Annotated in this window: 16 protein-coding genes; 10 read left to right on the top strand and 6 right to left on the bottom strand. The window is 57.3% G+C overall.

All coding sequences use genetic code 11. From position 1 onward, the window contains the following. Positions 1–66: 66 nt before the first annotated feature. A complete protein-coding gene (locus HWX74_RS14435; protein WP_176014204.1) occupies positions 67–954 on the bottom strand; it encodes a prepilin-type N-terminal cleavage/methylation domain-containing protein in 888 nt (295 codons plus the stop codon). Between the two features lie 47 nt (positions 955–1,001). Beyond that, positions 1,002–1,736, bottom strand: coding sequence for a hypothetical protein (locus HWX74_RS14430; protein ID WP_176014203.1), 735 nt, complete (start codon positions 1,734–1,736; stop codon positions 1,002–1,004). 314 nt (positions 1,737–2,050) lie between these two features. On the opposite strand from HWX74_RS14430, the gene HWX74_RS14425 reads away from it, so the two are divergent. The 7 genes from HWX74_RS14425 to HWX74_RS14395 all read left to right on the top strand — a co-directional run bounded on the left by HWX74_RS14425 (position 2,051) and on the right by HWX74_RS14395 (position 8,767). Then, entirely contained in the window at positions 2,051–2,692 is a 642-nt protein-coding gene (locus tag HWX74_RS14425; protein ID WP_176014202.1) for a DUF3793 family protein, read from the top strand. A gap of 4 nt (positions 2,693–2,696) precedes the next feature. Continuing rightward, the gene (locus HWX74_RS14420) at positions 2,697–3,194 is read left to right on the top strand and encodes a flavodoxin (protein ID WP_176014201.1); all 498 of its coding nucleotides are present in this window, start codon (positions 2,697–2,699) and stop codon (positions 3,192–3,194) included. Between the two features lie 215 nt (positions 3,195–3,409). Next, entirely contained in the window at positions 3,410–3,787 is a 378-nt protein-coding gene (locus HWX74_RS14415) for a BlaI/MecI/CopY family transcriptional regulator (protein WP_176014200.1), read from the top strand. After that, on the top strand, positions 3,780–4,724 hold the full coding sequence (locus HWX74_RS14410; RefSeq protein WP_176014199.1) for a M56 family metallopeptidase: 945 nt from the start codon (positions 3,780–3,782) through the stop codon (positions 4,722–4,724). The genes HWX74_RS14415 and HWX74_RS14410 overlap by 8 nt, the downstream gene beginning before the upstream one ends. Continuing rightward, positions 4,717–5,676 carry a hypothetical protein gene (locus HWX74_RS14405; protein ID WP_176014198.1) on the top strand — a complete coding sequence of 320 codons (960 nt, stop codon included), beginning with the start codon at positions 4,717–4,719 and terminating at the stop codon, positions 5,674–5,676. Before HWX74_RS14410 ends, HWX74_RS14405 begins: the two co-directional genes overlap by 8 nt. A 381-nt stretch (positions 5,677–6,057) precedes the next feature. Then, complete coding sequence (locus HWX74_RS14400) at positions 6,058–6,981, top strand: PTS sugar transporter subunit IIA (protein ID WP_176014197.1); 924 nt, start codon at positions 6,058–6,060, stop codon at positions 6,979–6,981. A gap of 28 nt (positions 6,982–7,009) precedes the next feature. Then, a complete protein-coding gene (locus HWX74_RS14395; protein ID WP_176014196.1) occupies positions 7,010–8,767 on the top strand; it encodes an SLC13 family permease in 1,758 nt (585 codons plus the stop codon). Positions 8,768–8,986: 219 nt separating this feature from the next. On the opposite strand, the gene HWX74_RS14390 is transcribed toward HWX74_RS14395, so the two are convergent. From HWX74_RS14390 to ispH, 3 genes are read right to left on the bottom strand one after another with little or no spacing between them, the layout of a single operon-like run. After that, the gene (locus HWX74_RS14390) at positions 8,987–10,108 is read right to left on the bottom strand and encodes a lactonase family protein (protein ID WP_176014195.1); all 1,122 of its coding nucleotides are present in this window, start codon (positions 10,106–10,108) and stop codon (positions 8,987–8,989) included. Beyond that, positions 10,102–11,568, bottom strand: coding sequence for a beta-Ala-His dipeptidase (gene pepD, locus HWX74_RS14385; RefSeq protein ID WP_176014194.1), 1,467 nt, complete (start codon positions 11,566–11,568; stop codon positions 10,102–10,104). The genes HWX74_RS14390 and pepD overlap by 7 nt, the downstream gene beginning before the upstream one ends. A 26-nt stretch (positions 11,569–11,594) precedes the next feature. Then, positions 11,595–12,509, bottom strand: coding sequence for a 4-hydroxy-3-methylbut-2-enyl diphosphate reductase (ispH, locus tag HWX74_RS14380; RefSeq protein ID WP_176014193.1), 915 nt, complete (start codon positions 12,507–12,509; stop codon positions 11,595–11,597). 151 nt (positions 12,510–12,660) lie between these two features. Here ispH and HWX74_RS14375 point away from each other — a divergent pair, with 151 nt between their 5' ends. Genes HWX74_RS14375 through HWX74_RS14365 form a run of 3 tightly spaced genes read left to right on the top strand, consistent with a single transcriptional unit; the run spans position 12,661 to position 16,645 of the window. Then, entirely contained in the window at positions 12,661–14,580 is a 1,920-nt protein-coding gene (locus HWX74_RS14375; RefSeq protein WP_217704965.1) for an NAD(+) synthase, read from the top strand. A 2-nt stretch (positions 14,581–14,582) separates the two neighbouring features. Further along, entirely contained in the window at positions 14,583–15,212 is a 630-nt protein-coding gene (locus HWX74_RS14370; protein WP_176014192.1) for a class I SAM-dependent methyltransferase, read from the top strand. A gap of 50 nt (positions 15,213–15,262) precedes the next feature. Continuing rightward, positions 15,263–16,645 (top strand): trehalase family glycosidase, encoded by a 1,383-nt coding sequence (locus HWX74_RS14365; RefSeq protein WP_176014191.1) that lies wholly within the window; start codon positions 15,263–15,265, stop codon positions 16,643–16,645. A gap of 205 nt (positions 16,646–16,850) precedes the next feature. Here HWX74_RS14365 and HWX74_RS14360 read toward each other — a convergent pair whose 3' ends face one another. After that, complete coding sequence (locus tag HWX74_RS14360; RefSeq protein ID WP_176014190.1) at positions 16,851–17,873, bottom strand: hypothetical protein; 1,023 nt, start codon at positions 17,871–17,873, stop codon at positions 16,851–16,853. Between the last annotated feature and the right edge of the window lie 31 nt (positions 17,874–17,904).

Below are 17,904 nucleotides of genomic sequence, written 5' to 3'. Positions count from 1 at the left end.
TTCAAAACCACCGGTTCCGCCGGTGGTTTTGAATTTTTTCAATCGGCGCTCAAAAGTGAAACGGCATCAGTCGATCGTCGGCATGCCGGACTGCGAATAGAGCCGCCGCCCCCAGAGGAAATTGTTCGGGTCCAGCGTCTCCTGCAAGGAGTGCGCCGCAGCGTGGCCGTCGGCAAAAGTGTAATTTGCTTTGCCGTTGTGCCGGTCGACCGCGACATAGGCGATGTGGAAATTGCTGTCGCGCGCATCGATCTTCGCCTTGGCGGTCGCATAAGAGATCTTGCGCGGCGAACCGCAATCGCCGACTTCACCGCCGGCCCAGGCGCCGGAACCGTCCAGGATCGCATTGGTCGGCCGGTGCGATTTGATCGCATCGCCGCCGGAAGCGGAAGTGCCCTGAATCCGCTGGGCGTCGTCGGTGTACTCCGCGATCAGGATCTCCGAAGAGGGCGCTTCGACCACGGTATCCCTGACCAGTTGCATATTGCCATTGGCCGCATTGTCGGCAAATTTGCGCCGCGGCATGAAAATGGCATTGCCGCAATAAGCGGTTTTCCTGGCCTGGCAATCCTGCTCTTTTTTACTCGGATACCAGCCGCCTCCCTCGCCCGCGCCGCCGGAAACGCTCATCGACGGACAACTGAACGATTCGTCGTCGAACCAGCCGGTATTCTGATCGCCGTCCCAGCGGCCGGAAACCAGGCCGCTCCAATGGACGTAACCGTTGCCGCTGGACGCACCGTTTTTGTAGAAGTACGAAGTCGGATAGTAACCGGAATCGGTCGTGTACATCACCACCATCGTTCCCTGCTGTTTCATGTTGTTCAGGCATTTGATCGACTGCGCCGACCCCTTGGCCCGGCCGAGTGCCGGCAGCAGCATGCTGGCCAGGATGGCGATGATGGCAATCACAACCAGCAGCTCAATCAGTGTGAATTTCTCGTGACTCTTCATGTTTGTTCTTCCTTCTTTTTGTGGTTTCTATTCGCCGGTTTTTCCGGTTATTGAACGGTTTCGGCATCCCAGTAAACGCAACGGCTGGCAAAGGCTTTTTCCGGATCGCCGGAGAGCCGGACCTCTTTCAGGTCCGCCCGGGCATCGACGGCTGTCAGGCCCTGAATCAGGCCCTGAATCAACGCCGACCGGTAGATGGCCGCATCGGCCGCATCCACCAGATAAATCCCCGGCCGCTCCCGCTTCTTCCAAAGTTTCAACCGCGCGGCATCCGGCGGCAGGTCGACGGCAAAAACGAGCGCCTCCGCCTGCATCGCGCCGGCCAATGCCGAATCGAAATCACCGGCCCGCAGCAGATTGCGCAATGCCATATCGGCATCCTCGTCCAATCTGACCGTCTTTTTCAACGCCACCGGCAACAATTCAATTTCATTGTCCAGCTCCATCGCCAAACCGGTCCGAAGCCCGGCAATCGTTTCCGACTCCGTTTCGTCGGCCGCACAGACGATGAATATTTTGCCGCCGCCGTGACCGGCCGCTCCGATCCGGCGTCCGACGGTCAGACCGTGGCCGATTGCCAGGATACGGCGGTCCGACTCGCTCATGCCGTCCGGCGTCAAGTAGCCGCTCCACTGCAGCGCCAACGCCGACGCCCCGGCCACCACGATCAAGGTCAGCACAACGGCCGTCGCCTTCAATGCCGGCGTCGGTTGCCGCCGCCGCAAGACCAGCAGCGTTCCCGCCGCAATTCCAACGATCAAAAAGACGATCAAACTGATCATTCGCCCTCCCGTTTTTGATTTTCAATATATAGTATAGCCGATCATTGTTTCGGCATGATGAGGACAATATTAGAGATCGGTCAATTCTGCGCCTTTGAGCAATTTCTTTGTCCCTGACGTTCCAATCACCCAATGATGTCAGAGAAAAAAGAAAAACGCATCAATAATTAGATAAAACTAATTGACAAACGGCAAATCACTGCTATGATAAGCAACAGAAAGCCTTTTCCGGTTGTCTTTCCAACGAAGAGGTCTCCAGCGGCAATCGAGCCGGGGGAGAAAAAATTTTAATCTATAAATTAGATGAGACTAATATGAAACAAATCGATTCTCCTTCCTGCGAGGCGCATCGCAAAGAATTGCTGCGTTTCCTGCTGATCAAGACCGCCGCAGTCCGGCGCCGGATCAAACCGGCGGAATTGCTGCGGGTGAACAGTTGCTATCGGCTCGCCGATCCATCGAACCGGGAAACGATCTGCTTGTATCAATGTGAAATTCTGCGGGAGCTGCAATTGAGTTTCAAAATTTTGAGAACGGATGCCGAACAGGCAATGGTGCTGTTTTACGATTCGGACCTGCTCCGCCAAACGTTGCAGGATAAGGCGGTCCGATTGTACCTGAACCGCAAGCACGGTTATCCGGCCACGGCGGATCTGGCGGAACATCTCCATTGCCTGCAGCAGCGGTTCGCCGGAGATGAATTTCCGCATGAAGTCGGTATTTTCATCGGCTACCCGCTGAAGGATGTCGCCGGTTTCATCCACCGGACGACGAAACAGCCGGTACACCGCAGCGGCTGGCAGGTTTTCGGATCGCCGGAAAAATCGCTCCGGCTGATGAAACAGTACCGTTTCGTCGAATTTCTGGCCGGAAAGATTCTGGAAAAATATCAGGATCTGGAAAAATGCCTGGAAAAAATCACCAATTTAAATCTTAACTCAATGCCAGGAATCTGAAAAAATGTCCGATGTGAGCATTATTTACGGCAGCAGTACCGGCAATACCGAAGCGGCCGCCAACCAAATCGCCCGACTTCTCAACGGCCAGACGCATAACGTCGCCGACGCCGACGCTAACGACTTCGACGCCAAATTGTTGATTCTCGGCACCTCGACCTGGGGACTGGGGGATTTGCAGGACGACTGGAGCGTCGGCATCTCGCTGCTGGACCGGCTCGATTTGAACGGGCAACTGGTGGCGTTGTTCGGCTTCGGCGATCAATCCGGTTTTGCCGACAGTTTCGTCGACGGCATGGGGACGCTGTACGCCAAAGCGATCGAACGCGGCGCCAAAGTCATCGGCAAAACTTCCGCCCAGGGCTACGGCCACTCCGCCTCCACAGCCGAGGAGAACGGTGAATTTTGCGGCCTGGCGCTCGACAACGACAATGAGCCGGATAAAACCGACGCCCGGATCGCCGCCTGGGTGGAACAATTGAAACAGGAAAGCGCGTCCTGATTTTTCATCAGGCACGAATAGATTCTCCCAAGTTCCCATTACCTCGGGGGCTGCAGCCGCTGCGGGCGGTTGCAACCCCTAATTTTTTTGTTCATTTCCCGCGTAAAAAATTCCGTCGGGAAAAAATTTCAAAAAAAATTGAAAGTAGGATTTGCAAACAACGATTACAAATGTAATTGTTATACAAACCCTCAAGTTGACCCGGAGAATTTTGAATGTCGGACCTGCAAATTTCAGATGCGGAGCTGGAAGTGATGAAAGTGCTGTGGCAACAATCGCCGCGCACGTCGGCGGAATTGGTAAAAACGTTGCAGCAAACCACCGACTGGGCGGCTCCGACCATCAAATCGCTGCTGGTCCGGCTGGTGAAAAAAGGTGCGGTGCTGCAAAGCGGCGAAGGCCGGTGTTTCCAATATCGGCCGCTGGTGGATTATGAGACATATACCGAACGACAGAGTGTCGACTTTCTGGACAAATTTTTTGGCGGGGCGCCGCAACGTATGCTGTCATTTTTCGTTGAAAAAAACAAGTTGTCGGCCAATGATTTAAAGTTGCTGCAGGAATTGATCGAGGATGCCGGCAAGCATGAATGAATTCTGGGATTACGGCTGCAGCACCCTGCTGCGCAGCGCAGTACTGTTCGGCATCGTTCAGTTGGTGGATTACTGGGCAAGGCGGCAGCGTTTCCATTGGCAGCGGCGTGACTTTTTCGCACTGGTCATGCTGCTGATGCTGATGCCCGGCAACTGGCTTGCCCTGCGGCCGGCCTCTTCTCCGACCGGCCACGCTCCGGCATCGACGCCGAAATTGCTCAAACGGTCCGAGTGCCGAAACTGGCTGGAATGGCAGGCCGGCGATTTCGTTCGGCCGGTTTCCGCCGCCACGCCATCCATCCGGATGAAATTTCCCGCGACAGCCGGCTTGATCGACTGGCTGCCGACGGTTTATCTGATAGTCGCGATCCTGCTGATTGGCCGTCAGGTGGGACAATATCGCTTCTGGCGACGCCGGCTCCGGCAGTTGCCGGAGTTGAATGATGCATTTGTCCGGCGACAGTTCGAACTCGCCTGCGTCAAGTGCGATATGGAGCCGGCTGCCGTCCGGCTGTTGGACGGCGGAACGCGTCTGCCGGTACCGGCCAGTTTCGGATGGGACGGATTTCATATCATTCTCCCCCGGCAAGCAGCGCAACAATTCAGCGCGCATGAATTGGAACTGCTGTTTCTGCACGAATTGATACATTTGAAACGCCGCGACCACTGGTGGAAACTGCTCGCCGGGCTGTCCAGTGCCATGTGGTGGTTCAATCCGTTCGTCCGCTGGGCGGAATACCGGTTAACGGCGGCGACGGAACTGGAAGTCGACCGACGAGTCCTGGCAACGGCTGCCGCCGGCCGGGACCAGGCGGCAGATTATGCCCGGATGCTGTTGGCATTTCACACCCCGTCCGGCAATACTCCCGCGTTGTCGGGCCTGAGTTTCCACGGCCGAGAATTAAAAAAAACGAATACAGGACATACTGATGAATAAAAAACGAAACCGCTGTTGGAGTTACGGCGTCATACTGCTGGCCATTCTGGCCGTGATGACAACCGTTTGGCTGGCACCGGGAATCACGACCATTGCGACTCACACCGAAGTTCGAAACCAAGTGCCGAGTTTTGCCAGGTTGGCCTGTTACCTCGATGTCGAAAAACTGCTGGCCAGTGAATTCTATCCGGAGCTATCCCACATCGGCCAAAACAACGGAATGATCGGCAGAGTGCAAAAAATATTTTCCCTATTACTCTACCCGAAGGTATGGGAAGAGGCCGGCTTTCAGGAAATATTAGCTTTTGTGAAAGCTCTGGATACCCCCAATTTTTACGGCGGATTTGTAATTCGGTGTGGCATGCCGTGGGCAACGCTGCGGCAAAAAATAGCGGACTGTAATCCGCAGGCCAGGGAAATTTCCATCAACGGTTTGACGACCCTGGAAATCACGCCGCAAAATCCCGATGGAACCACAGCCAGCAATGTTTTCATACTCTGGCCGCTGAGTGACTCCGGCTCTTTCGCATTAGTGGAGAAATCTTTACTGAAAGCCTATCGGGACGAATTGGCGGTCGGCTTCACTGCCCGTAAGGAATTGGCCGGGCAATTGGATGACGTGCCGCCGGATGCCGTGTTTTTCCTGATCATGACCAATACGATGCCGGGGTTCGACGCCCTCTACAATATCAATGTTTGTCTGCGGAATAAATTAGAGTTCTCCGCCCATGTCGCCGATCCTCTCGAACACCGTCAAATCAGCAAGGAAATCGCCAATGACCGCACCCGGCTGGAACAACAACTCGGTACGAAACTGCCGCATTTCAAGTTGTATGTCAAGGACAGTTACGACTATCTCTTCCACTGGGCAATCGACAAAAAGCAGTTGCTTTCCCTCGCGGCAATCGTGACAGAAAAGCGACCAAACAATACGCCGACAACAATCAATTGACCCGATGTCCGGACCGGTGCGGTACCGGGCCGGACTGTTTTCCATCACCAAGAATCATATCTGAATGACTGTAACGGCAAAAATCAGCGAAGCAGTGCCCTGAACGATTTGAAAAATAGTTCGGACGGTCCATGACTCCCGCCAAGCATTCCTGACGAACCTCAGGTCACGCGGGTCAAGGTGACTGATGCAATCGTTCATCGCTTCCCGGAGAATCAAACCCTCGCCTGAAAAGCGTCCCTTTGGGTCTTTTCCGGCAGAGGTCCACCGGAAAATGCTTCCGGACTTGAAAAATAAACCGAACGGTCCTAGATTACTTCCCAACAGCGTTCCTGCCGGCCATCAGACCGGGCGGGCCAATTCAAATACAAAGGGGAACCGATGAACGAACGTACCAGTCCGCAATTCCACCGTTTCCTGGCCGAGGGCAATATCGTCTGCCAAACCTCGGCCGCCTCCAGCAATGATGTCATCGCCGAACTGGCCGACCGGCTCGCATTCACCACCGCCGGTCTGCGCCGGGAGGAGATCATCGAGGCAGTCCGGGAACGGGAGGCGATCCTGCCGACCGTCATCGCCTCCGGCCTGGCGGTGCCGCACGCCCGGCTGGCACAGGCCGACCAACTGCTGATCGCGCTGGCTACCAGCCGGAACGGCATCGATTTTCAAGTGCCGGACATGCCGCCGGTCAAAGTAGTCGTCCTGATTTTGACGCCGCGCAACGATCCGGGCCTGCACCTGCAACTGCTCGCCGCCCTGGCCCGGGACTTCCGCGATCCCGGCGCCATCGACCAGTTGGCCGCCCTGCCGAACGCCGGCAGAATCATGGAATATTTCAACGGCAATGATGTCGAAATTCCCAAATATCTGCGGGCCAGAGATCTGATGCAGAGCGACGCGCCGACGCTGCTCGAAAGCGACACACTGCACCGGGCGATCGAAACCTTCGCCCGCGGCCGGGCCGAGGAAATTCCGATCCTGGACGACGAAGGCGACCTGCGCGGCGTCATCTCCCAGGCGGATATCCTGAAATTCAGTTTGCCGGAGCACATTCTCTGGATGGACGACCTCACGCCGATCTATCAATTCCAGCCCTTTGCCGAAATGCTCAAGGCGGACCAGGAAACCAAACTGGCCGATTTCATGCGCGAAGATCCCGTCGTCGTCGACGAGGAGCTGCCGGCCATTCAACTGGCCAAACTCTTTCTGATGAAAAAAATCGGCCAGATCATCGTTTCCAGCGCCGGCAAATATGCCGGCGTGGTCAACCTCGACGATTTCAACCGCAAACTGTTCTGGGAATAACCCGGGAAAACCATTCGGAGTAACGATTATGGAAGAAGATGTTTCGTCGGCCATGAGCACCCCCGCCATGCTGTTCCGGTTCGCCATCATGGTGCTCGGCAGTTCACTGCTCGGAATTGTCGCCGCCAATACCGTGCTGGAAGCGCACCAGGCGATCGCCTGCTCCGTCTTTCTGGCGATCATTCTCGGCACGCTGTTCTTCTGGGGCTTCCGGCTGGCCATCGCCTTCATCGGCCTCTCGGTGCTGATTTTCACCAATTCGATGGATATCCCGACCTTCGTCGAATCGTCGTCGCTGGAAGTCATCCTGTTCCTGGTCGGCATGATGATCGTCGTCGGCGCCTTGCGCGATCTGGGCTTTTTCACCTGGATTGTCCAGTTGCTGGTTTCGATGCCGAACATCACCGGGACCAAATTCATCACGATGACCGCCGTCTCTTCGGCGCTGCTGGCCTGCGCCGTCGATGAAGTGACCTCGATCATTTTCATCTCGACGCTGGTCTTCCAGGTCTGCGACCGGCTCAAGCTCAATCCGGTGCCGTATATCCTGATCTGCGTGCTGTGCACCAACGTCGGCAGCGCCGGCACGATGATGGGCAATCCGGTCGGAATTTTCATCGGCACCAAAGCCGGTTTGACCTTCGGCGATTTCATCCAGTGGGCCTTCCCGATCATGCTGGCGGCACTGGCGGTCACCGTCGCCTTCACGCTGTTCTATTACCGCCGGGATCTCCGGCAGTTCGATATCAATCTCAAGGAACGGCTGGCCCGCAACCTGAGCCTGGTGCCGGTCGTCGACGTGCCTTACAAGCAGGGCCTGATCCTGCTGGTGGCGACAATTGCGATAATCGCTTCGCATCACCAACTGGAAAACTGGTTCGACCTCAAGAAAAATAGCATTCTGCTGATTGCGCCGTTGATCTGTTCCGGCGTGGTGATGATCTGGCGGCGTGACCGGGCGCGGCATTACGTCGAACACGAAGTCGATTGGTGGACGCTGATTTTCTTCATGCTGCTCTTCGCCATCGCCGGTACCCTGGCCCACACTCACGTCGACCTGGTGATGGCCGATTATTTCTCCAGCGTCTGCGGCACCAGCCACCAGGTCCTCGTGCCGTTCATCCTGATCGTCAGCGCCATCGGGTCGGCATTCATCGACAATGTGATTTTCGTGGCGGCCTTCTGCCCGGTCATCGAGCAATTGTCCGCCAGCATCAAAGATTTGCCGTTGTGGTGGGCATTGCTGTTCGGCGCCTGTTTCGGCGGCAATATCACGATGATCGGCAGTACGGCGAATATCGTCGCCCTGGGCATGCTGGAGAAACGCTCGCATGTCCATATGGGCTTTTTCCAATGGTTCAAGGTCGGCGCGGCGGCGGCGCTGCTGGCAATGCTGGTCGCCTGGGGCGCTCTGGCGCTGCTGACGCCGTTCATGCCGGACCGTTACGCCCAGATCAGCTTCAACCGGGCCGTCGCCGTCGGCGAACAATCCTTCGAAAACAAACTGGTCACCTTCCCGGCGGCAGTCGCCCGGCAGGCCGGCGAACCGTTCCAACTGGCCGGAGTTTCCCCGGAAGAGCATCTCTGTTTGATCCTGACGGCAGTCAACGCGCCGGAAGAATCGCCGGCCGTTTACGCTTACCTGCCGAAAGACAGTCAACCGGCGGCGACGGCGCTGGACAAACAGCCGGGCACGTTATACTTTTCCGGCGCCATGACCACCGTCGACGGCCGGAACTACCTGAACTGCACCCAGGTAAAACTGGAACCGCCGCCGAAAAAATAAGCGGCTCTGCGCCGGATGCGGGCGGCAAATTCCGTCTTCCCGCGTCCGGCAACCGCCGATCCCAGCAAAATCCGCACCGGAACAGCCATCAAACTGCCGTACCCTCTCTTCTCCTCCGAGTTGACACTGCTTTCGATATCGACAAGCGATCTCCGGGCAAATGGTCCGGGATCGTTCACCGCCATCAATCTGTCAACCTCCCGGAATTGCATCGGAATCTTAAAAAAGCACGCTCATCGCCCCCGGCAGGGAAATAGCGGACAACACCTTCACTTCTCCCGTCGCCGGATTGAAAGCGAAACAGCCGATCTGGCCGGTCCTCTCGTTGGCGACGATGATTTTTTCTCCGTCCGGCGTGAAATCGAAATCCCGCGGCCAGGCATTTTTCACCTTCGACGGCCAATCGGCCACTGCAATCGGGCAACACCGCAATTCTTTCATGCCGCCGATTCCATCCAGCGCCAGGACCGCCAGCGTATCCATGCCGCGGTTGGACACCAGCAGCCAGCGTCCGTCCGGGCTGAGGCGGATGGCCGCCGGATAATTATCTCCCTGAAAATCAGCCGGCACGGTGGCAACCGAATTCAACAGTTCAAAACGGCCGCACTCATAACGCAAGACGCTCACCGTACTGTTCAATTCATTGGCCACATAAGCATATTTGCCGTCCGCGCTCCACACCAGGTGGCGCGGCCCGGCGCCCGGCGCAAACTTTACCGCCGACGCCTCCGGCCCGATGCCGCGTTCCGGCGTGTAGGGATAAAGCAGCACCGCATCAATTCCCAAATCCACCACCGCCAGAAACTTGCCGTCCGGCGTAAAGCCGACGAAATGGGCATGGGCGCCATCGCGGGCCGCCGGATGGATGTCCTCCGTCCGGAACAGCCGGCGAAATGCCGGACGGCCCTGCCGCAACTCAAACTCACTGACGGAACCGTCGCCGTAATTGGCCGTATAGAGATAACGGCCTTCCGGCGACAATGCCAGATGGCAACTGACTTTCCCGCCGGTCGGCTGCCGCTCAAGCACCCGCCAGCCGGCCGGCTCACACCGGAAGGTCACCAGATCGCCGTCGTTGGCGGTCGCATAGGCCAATTGGCCATCCGCAGAATGAACCAGATAATTGACTTCCGCGCACTTGACAAACCAGCCCGGCCGCAAATTGCCGGCGGCATCCCACTCCAACTGCCGGACCCCCTGTTGCATGCCGATGTCATCGCCGCAACCGGTCACATACAGCCGGCCACCTTCCGGAGGCGGGTTTACCGCGCAACCGGCCGTCACCGACAAAATCGCCGCCGCCAGCAGCTTGCGCTTCCGAAGCCGGCTCCCGTTCAACATGCTGAAACCTTGCCTTTCTTCACCAAACGACCGATCAACGCATCAAGGAACTGTTCAAAACGTTCGACGCTGGCGATACTGACCCGTTCCGACGGCGAATGCGGATTTTGAATTTCCGGGCCGAAGGAGATCATCGCCAAGTCCGGATTCTTGGCGTGCAGAATACCGCACTCCAAGCCGGCATGGATGACCGTATTGGCCGGCTTGACGCCGAACAACTCTTCATAAACCGCGTTGGCCGTCCGCAGCAGCGCGGAATCGCCTTGCGGCTTCCAGCCCGGATAACTGTTGTCGACCGTCGCTTCCGCTCCGGCCTCCGTCATGTAACCGGCAATTTTGCGGGTCAAGGCGCTCCGTTCCTCTTCATCGAAGCCGCGCTGCGAACTGCGGACGATCAACTGCCGGGCAGTCGGTTCGGTCTTGACCGAAGCCAGATTGCTGGACAGCGCCACGACCTTGAACGCGTCGTCATAGCGTTGCACCCCATTCGGACAGTGCGTCAGATGAATCAGAATCGTCTGCTGCTCCTCCGGACTCCATACCCACTCCGGCCGCGGGATCTCCACCAGTTGCAGCGACAGATTCCGACCGTTTTCGCCCAGTTCCTCCCTGACCGAACCGACGAAAGCCGAAGCCGCCGACAGCAGCGCCGCTTTCAGCTCGTCGGAGACCACCGCCGTCGCTTCGCATTCGCGCGGAATGGCATTGTCCAGCGAACCGCCGTCGAACGACGCCAACTGCAAAGCCGGGAAAAGATGCAGAAATTGCGCAAGCAACTGGTTGGCATTGCCCCGGTTGCGGTCGATGTCGCAGCCGGAGTGGCCGCCCGGCAGCCCGCTCAGCGTGATTTTCATGCCCTGCCCGGCCGACGGCACGGTCGGATGCAGTTGAAAAATGCTGTTCAAGCGGGCTCCGCCGGCACAGCCGATATACAGTTCGCCCTCGTCCTCGCTGTCCAGATTCAGCAGATAATCGGCCTGCAGCCACTGCGGCGGCAACTGAAGTGCGCCGCGCAGCCCGGTTTCCTCCTCGACGGTGAAAACCGCCGACAACGGCCCGACTTGCTTCGTCCGGTCCAGCAGCACCGCCAGCGCGGCCGCCACGCCGATGCCGTTGTCCGCGCCCAGCGTGGTTTCATCACCGGTATGCACCCAGTCGCCGCTGCGGACCAGGTTGATCGAATCTTCGGAAAAACGGAAATCGGAACCGCTGCGGCGCTGCGGCACCATGTCCAGATGGCCCTGCAGAACGATCGACGGCGCCTGCTCCAATCCCGGAGACGGCGCCCGCTCCAGCCGCAGATTGCCGACCGCGTCGGTTTCAACCTTCAAATCGTGAATTTCAGCAAAATCCTGCAAACGCGCCCGCAATTCGGCCTCTTCGCCGGACGGATGCGGAATCAAGGCGATCAACGAAAAAATCTGCCATAACAGGCCTTCCGGTAAACTCTCTTCTTTCATGCGTTTTTCTTTTTCACTCCAATTCCTTAAAAATCCGGCAGCGGAAACTCCACCCGCTCCGCTGCCGTAACCACAGTGGCCACTTCCACCTGAAATTCCCGCCGCAACAGTTCGACCGTCTCGGCGACCAGATATTCCGGCGCCGACGCTCCGGCGCTGATACCCACCGTCTCAAAATCGGCCAGCTCCGCCAACGGCAGCTCCGCCGCACAGTTGACCAGATATCCGTGCCGGCCGCAGATTTCCACCAGTTGCTTCAACCGGGTCGAATTGGAACTGTGGGCAGATCCGATGACCACCACCGCCTCGACCATCTCGCAAAGCTGCCGAACCGCCCGCTGCCGGTTGCGGGTGGCATAGCAAATGTCGCCGCCGCCGGCAAGCGCCGGATAACGCCGCCGCAACGCCGCCAGCACCGGCGCAACCTCTTCCGCACTCAGCGTGCTCTGGGTCAGGTAACGCACCGGTTTGTCCGGCGCCGCCGGCAGCTTCGCAACCGCCGCAGCCGAGTTCGCCAGCCAGATGCCGGGCGCCTGTCCCAGCGTGCCGATCACTTCCGGATGACCGGCATGGCCGATCAGGATGACCTGAACGCCGGCCGCCTGCCAGCGGCGGGCCTTGCGGTGAATCGATTTGACCAACGGGCAGCTCGCATCAATCACCTGCAAATGGCGCCGGGCGGCGGCCTGTTCTATAGCCAGGCTGACGCCGTGGGCGCTGTAAATCAGCGTCGAACCGTCCGGCAACAATTCCGGCGATTCGACAAATTCGACGCCGCGCCGCTTCAACTCCCCGACGATGATATCATTGTGAACGATTTCATGCAGGACATACAGCGGCCGGGAGGAATTTCGCGCCAATACCGAATCGACGCATTCCAACGCCCGCCGGACGCCGGCGCAAAACCCGCGCGGCTCCGCCAGATAAATCTTTCGCAACAATCCGACCAATCCTTCCGCTTCTTCCGGTGTTATCCTGATAATTTATAACACTTCCGGGGAATTACCAGATGACAACCCATTGAAAAAAGCGCTTTTGCCGGTTATTTTAACGGCACGAAAACTTTTTTTATTTCAGGAGCGAAGCACCATCATGTTCGGCTATTATCGTCTCGCCGCCGCGGTCCCCAACCTGCGGGTCGCCGATCCGGCATTCAATGCCCGCCAAATCATCGGCCAGCTTGCCGAGGCAGCCGCGGCCGGAGCGGGCACCGTCGTCTTTCCGGAGTTGTCCGTCACCGGTTACAGTTGCGGCGATCTGTTTTTTCAGACCGCGCTGCAGAAAGCCGCGGCGCAGGAGCTGGCCAGCCTTGCCCGCGCCACCGTGGAACACCCCGTCATCGCCATCGTCGGCCTGCCGGTGCTGATCGGCAGCAGACTCTACAATGTCGCGGCCGTGCTGCAGAACGGCCGGGTGCAGGCGCTGGTGCCGAAAACGCAACTGCCCAATTACCGCGAATTTGCCGAAAAACGTTATTTTTCGGCCGGCGCCTCGCTGGACGGCCGAACCGTCCGGCTCGACGCCTTCGATTACGACATCCCGGCCGGCACCGATTTGTTATTCGACGGCGGCGGCAACTTTCAGTTCGGCGTCGAACTCTGCGAGGACCTCTGGTGCGTCGTACCGCCGAGCTGCCGCCAGGCGCTCAACGGGGCCAAACTGCTCTTCAACCTCGCCGCCTGTACCGAAGCGCCCGGCAAAGCCGCCGGACGGCGGGAGCGCGTCGTCCAGCAGAGCCGGCGCTGCAGCGCCGGTTACCTCTTCGCCTCCGCCGGCATCGACGAATCGAGCACCGACACCGTCCACGCCGGCCACGCCCTGATCGCCGCCAACGGCGAACTGCTGGCCGAGAACGACCGCTTCCAGCGGTCCGGATCGCTCATCTACGCGGACATCGATGTCGACCGTTTGAACAACATCCGGTTGAGCGACACGTCGTTCAACGATCAACCGGCCGGGACCGGCTGCCGCCGGATCATGCTCGGCAGCGTGCCGGAAGCGCCGGACTGGCACTACGCATCCCTCGTCCGGCAGCCGTTCGTCCCGCCGCCCGGTCCCGCCCAAACGGAGCAACTGCAGGATATCGTCGCAATCCAGTGCGCCGGGCTGGCCAAGCGCTTCCTCCATACCCGCGCCGAACGTCTGATTCTGGGCGTTTCCGGCGGCCTCGATTCCACGCTGGCGCTGCTGATCGGCTGCCAAACGCTCCAACTGCTCGAACTGCCGAACGACCGGCTGCTGGCGTTGACCCTGCCCGGTTTCGGCACCAGCAGCCGGACCTACCACAACGCCACCGCGCTCTGCCGCCAACTCGGCGTCGAACTGCGGGAAATTTCGATCAGGGACGCCTGCCTGCAGCATTTCCGGGACATCGGCCATGATCCGGCCTTGACCGATACCACCTATGAAAACGCCCAGGCGCGGGAACGCACCCAGATTCTGATGGATGTGGCCAACCAGCAAAACGGTCTGCTGCTCGGCACCGGCGATCTGTCGGAAATTGCGCTGGGCTGGTCAACCTACAACGGCGATCACATGTCGATGTACGCCGTCAACGCTTCGATCCCGAAGACGCTGATTCCGGCGCTGCTGACTCACCTGGGCGGCAGCGGAGGAGAAGCCGTCGCCGCCATCCTGCGGGATATCATCGACACGCCGGTCAGTCCGGAGCTGCTGCCGACCGACGGCGACGGCAACCTGCAGCAGAAAACCGAAGAGCTGATCGGGCCGTATGAGCTGCATGACTTCTTCCTGTACCATTTCATCAATTTCAATGCCGAGCCGGCCAAACTCGAAGCGCTGGCGCGCCAGGCGTTCGACGGCATTTACCCGGCCGGCCAAATCCGTCGCAGTCTGAAACTGTTTCTGCAGCGTTTCTTTCGCCAGCAGTTCAAACGCAGTTGTTCACCGGACGGACCGAAAGCCGGCAGCATTTCGCTGTCGCCGCGGGCCGGTTACAAAATGCCTTCCGACGCGTCGCCCGATGCCTGGCTGGCCGGACTGGAGCAGTGACCATGACCGACCAAACCGCTTATTGGGATTCCGTCGCCGGCAGTAAACAATTCACGATCGCTTTCGATCCGGCCTTCTTTCAATCGCATTTTCAATCGGATGCCGCAATCCTGGATTTCGGCTGCGGCTACGGCCGGACGCTGCTGGAGCTGGCGGCGCTCGGCTTTCACCGGCTGGCCGGCTGCGATTGTTCCGGCGAAATGCTGAAACTGGCCGGCCGGGCCCTGCCGCAGGCGGAGCTCCGGCAAAACACCGGCGGCAACATCCCCTTTCCGGATGCGTCATTCGACGTTGTACTGCTGCTGGCGGTACTGACCGCCATCCCGGAAGACGCCACCCAGGCGCAATTAATGGCGGAAATCGACCGGGTTTTGAAGCCGGGCGGCATGCTTTACCTGAGCGATTTCCTGCTGAACGACGATGAGCGCAACCGGGCCCGTTATGCCGCCGGCGGCGAACCGTACGGCGTTTTCACGCTGCCGGACGGCGCCAGGCTGCGCCACCACCGGCTGGACTACCTGCTGGCACTGACCAGCCGCTTCCGCTGTTCGGCGCCGGAATTGACCACCCACCGGACGATGAACGGCCACACCTCCAACGGGGTGCACCTGGCCGGCCGGAAAATCGACTGAACGTTCCAGGTCCGAAAAAACAACCATATTCAACCAGGAGGGAACCAAAGATGAGATTTTTGACCGGTTTAACCACACTGGCAGCCGCTTCTTTCGGCTGCTGGGCAAACGCCTCCCAACCAGACCCGTTGACCGCCCCGGAAGCAACTGAAATTGCCGTTAACGGTGTTTTTTCCGAGGAATTGGAAAAACAATTCTACGACGGCGCACTCGCCATCGCCAGGAAGAAAATTGCCGAAGGTGAAGAATTCCGGCGCAGCCATCCGGAAACCGCCGCGAAAATTCTGCCCCGTTTGGCGACCGGCGGCGGTTTCGGCGGCCTGTTCGTCTGGGACACCGCATTCTGTGTCCTGTGGGCCAAATACGACGCCGACGAATTGCCGGTGACCACTTCGCTGGACAATTTCTACAGGCTGCAGCGGGACGACGGTTTCATCTGCCGGGAATTTCAGGCCGACGGCACGCCGTGCTGGGGGTCCGAACATCCGATGTCATGGAATCCGCCAATCCTGGCCTGGGCGGAATGGGAGTTGTTCCAAAGCGGCGTCACCGATGCCGGACGGTTGAAAAAAGTTTATCCGGCTTTGAAGAAAAATCATGAATTCTGCCGGAAAACCTACCGGCGGCCGGACGGTCTCTATTTCAGCGACGCGTTGGGCGGCGGCATGGACAACCTGCCGCGGCTGCCGATCGGCAAACCGTACGACCTCGACGCCGGCATCCGTTTCAAACAGGAATACGCCTGCGAAGGATTCCAGGACTGGGCCAAAAGCCTGGAAGATATTCCTCTTTACAATTGGAACAAGCAGATGGGCTGGATCGACACCAGCAGCCAGATGGCGCTGAACGCCCTCAATCTGAGCAAAATCGCCGAAGCGATCGGCGAAACGGCCGACGCCGCAGCGTTCCGGCAGGAACATGCCGCGCTGGCGGAGGCGATCAACGACAAATGTTACGATCCGGAACGCAGCTTCTACTTCGATTACTACGACGGGGAAGTCATCCCGCGTTACCACATCGGCGCGTTGTGGACCTTGATCGCCGAAGTGGTGCCGCCGGAACGGCTGCCCGGCGTCCTCGCCGTCATCAACGACCCGGCCAAATTCAACCGGCCGGTCCCCTTCCCCTGCCTCGCCGCCGATGAGCCGGAATACGATCCGGAAAACGGCTACTGGCTCGGTTCTTCCTGGCCCTGTACGACTTACATGGCATTGCGCGGACTGCAGGCAGTCGGTGAAGAAGCCCTGGCTCGGCAATATGCCCGGCGTTATTATAACGCCTGTTTGAATCTTTACCTGAAAACCGATACGATCTGGGAAAACATCTCGCCGGAACAGTGCGATCAGCCCAAACAGGCGGCCGGCAGCGATTTCTGCGGTTGGGGCGCTTTAGCGCCGATCGCCGTTTACCGTGAATTCATTCAAGATAAATGAATTTTTTTGAAATTTTGTATTTGGAGATCTGAAAAAGAGGTAGAGGTTCTCTTAAGTTTTAAACGGCTTAAGAATGACCCTCTACCCAAACCGACTTACTTTCACCCTCTTGGTAAACGGCTGGCAACGGAATTCATAATTCAGCAGACACGACAGCAATGAATAACGAATTATCCGCCCTGACATTCATAAATTCTCCGAACTTTTACCGTTTCTTCCGCTTGATTACCACAATGCCCGCAATACACAAAATCCCAATCGAAATAGCAAGATAAGCACCATATTGAAATATCCAATTCCACGAGAAGACGTTTCCCAATACAGAGCCGATCCGCGCAGAAAATCGGTTTATCCACGATGGTCTTGCGGCTTCTACATCACTGATATAAATTTCTCGGGCTTCACTGGCGGAAGAGGCAATTTTCACCTTAAAACCTGGCGGAACTTCAAACCATTCTTTTGAAAACGAAGAAGTAAATTTTACATCCGAAAAGTCATAATGAGTGATTTCAAGTTTTGATGCGTTATAATACTTCCAATCATAGATAAAAAAATTCTCCTTTCCGACGATAAAAACTCTGGTGTAAGGCCATTGCGCAGTACGATATTTTTCAGGAGGATAATCCAAGGGATAACGCTCAGTCAGCTCCCAACAAGCCTTGCCGCGAAAAGATATCTCCTTGACATCGATTGGCACCAAAGGATCAATACTACCACGCGGAGGCCAATTAATAATCTTATAATCTTCTTTTACCACCGTGATTTCATTGAAGCCATAGATACCGTCTCGGTTGACAAATTCGGACTGTAAAAATTTACCGATACCTTGCGAAGCCTGCGGATCATATTGGTAAATATCAAATTTTTTATATGCAAAGTCCTCTGCAGAAGAGTATTTCTGTGAATATACGCAAATTACATCTTCCCCCCAAAACTTATTTCTGGAAACCGCAATAAATGAGGTCTTCTGGGTTGTCTCAAGTGCTTTTTCCAAAATAACGGTGCCCTTTTGTGGTGCACTTTTTTTTACCACAAACAAATCAGGAGAAATAGAAGCCGTAAAGTCGACCGTATCAAAAAATATCCCCATTAATATCTTGTCGTCCTTGTCCAAACAGGACCATGAATAAATAAACGGAATCTCGCGCCCGACCAGAAAGATTACTTTTCCAACCTCTTTTGACGCATCGGCAACTAACCTGAATATTGCGTAAATTTTCAAAAACAAAGAGGCAGATTCTCGACTAACGTATTATATT

Source organism: Victivallis sp. Marseille-Q1083 (genome assembly GCF_903645315.1).
Classification (GTDB): Bacteria; Verrucomicrobiota; Lentisphaeria; order Victivallales; family Victivallaceae; genus UMGS1518.
This window is presented reverse-complemented; position numbering and strand designations above follow the sequence as displayed.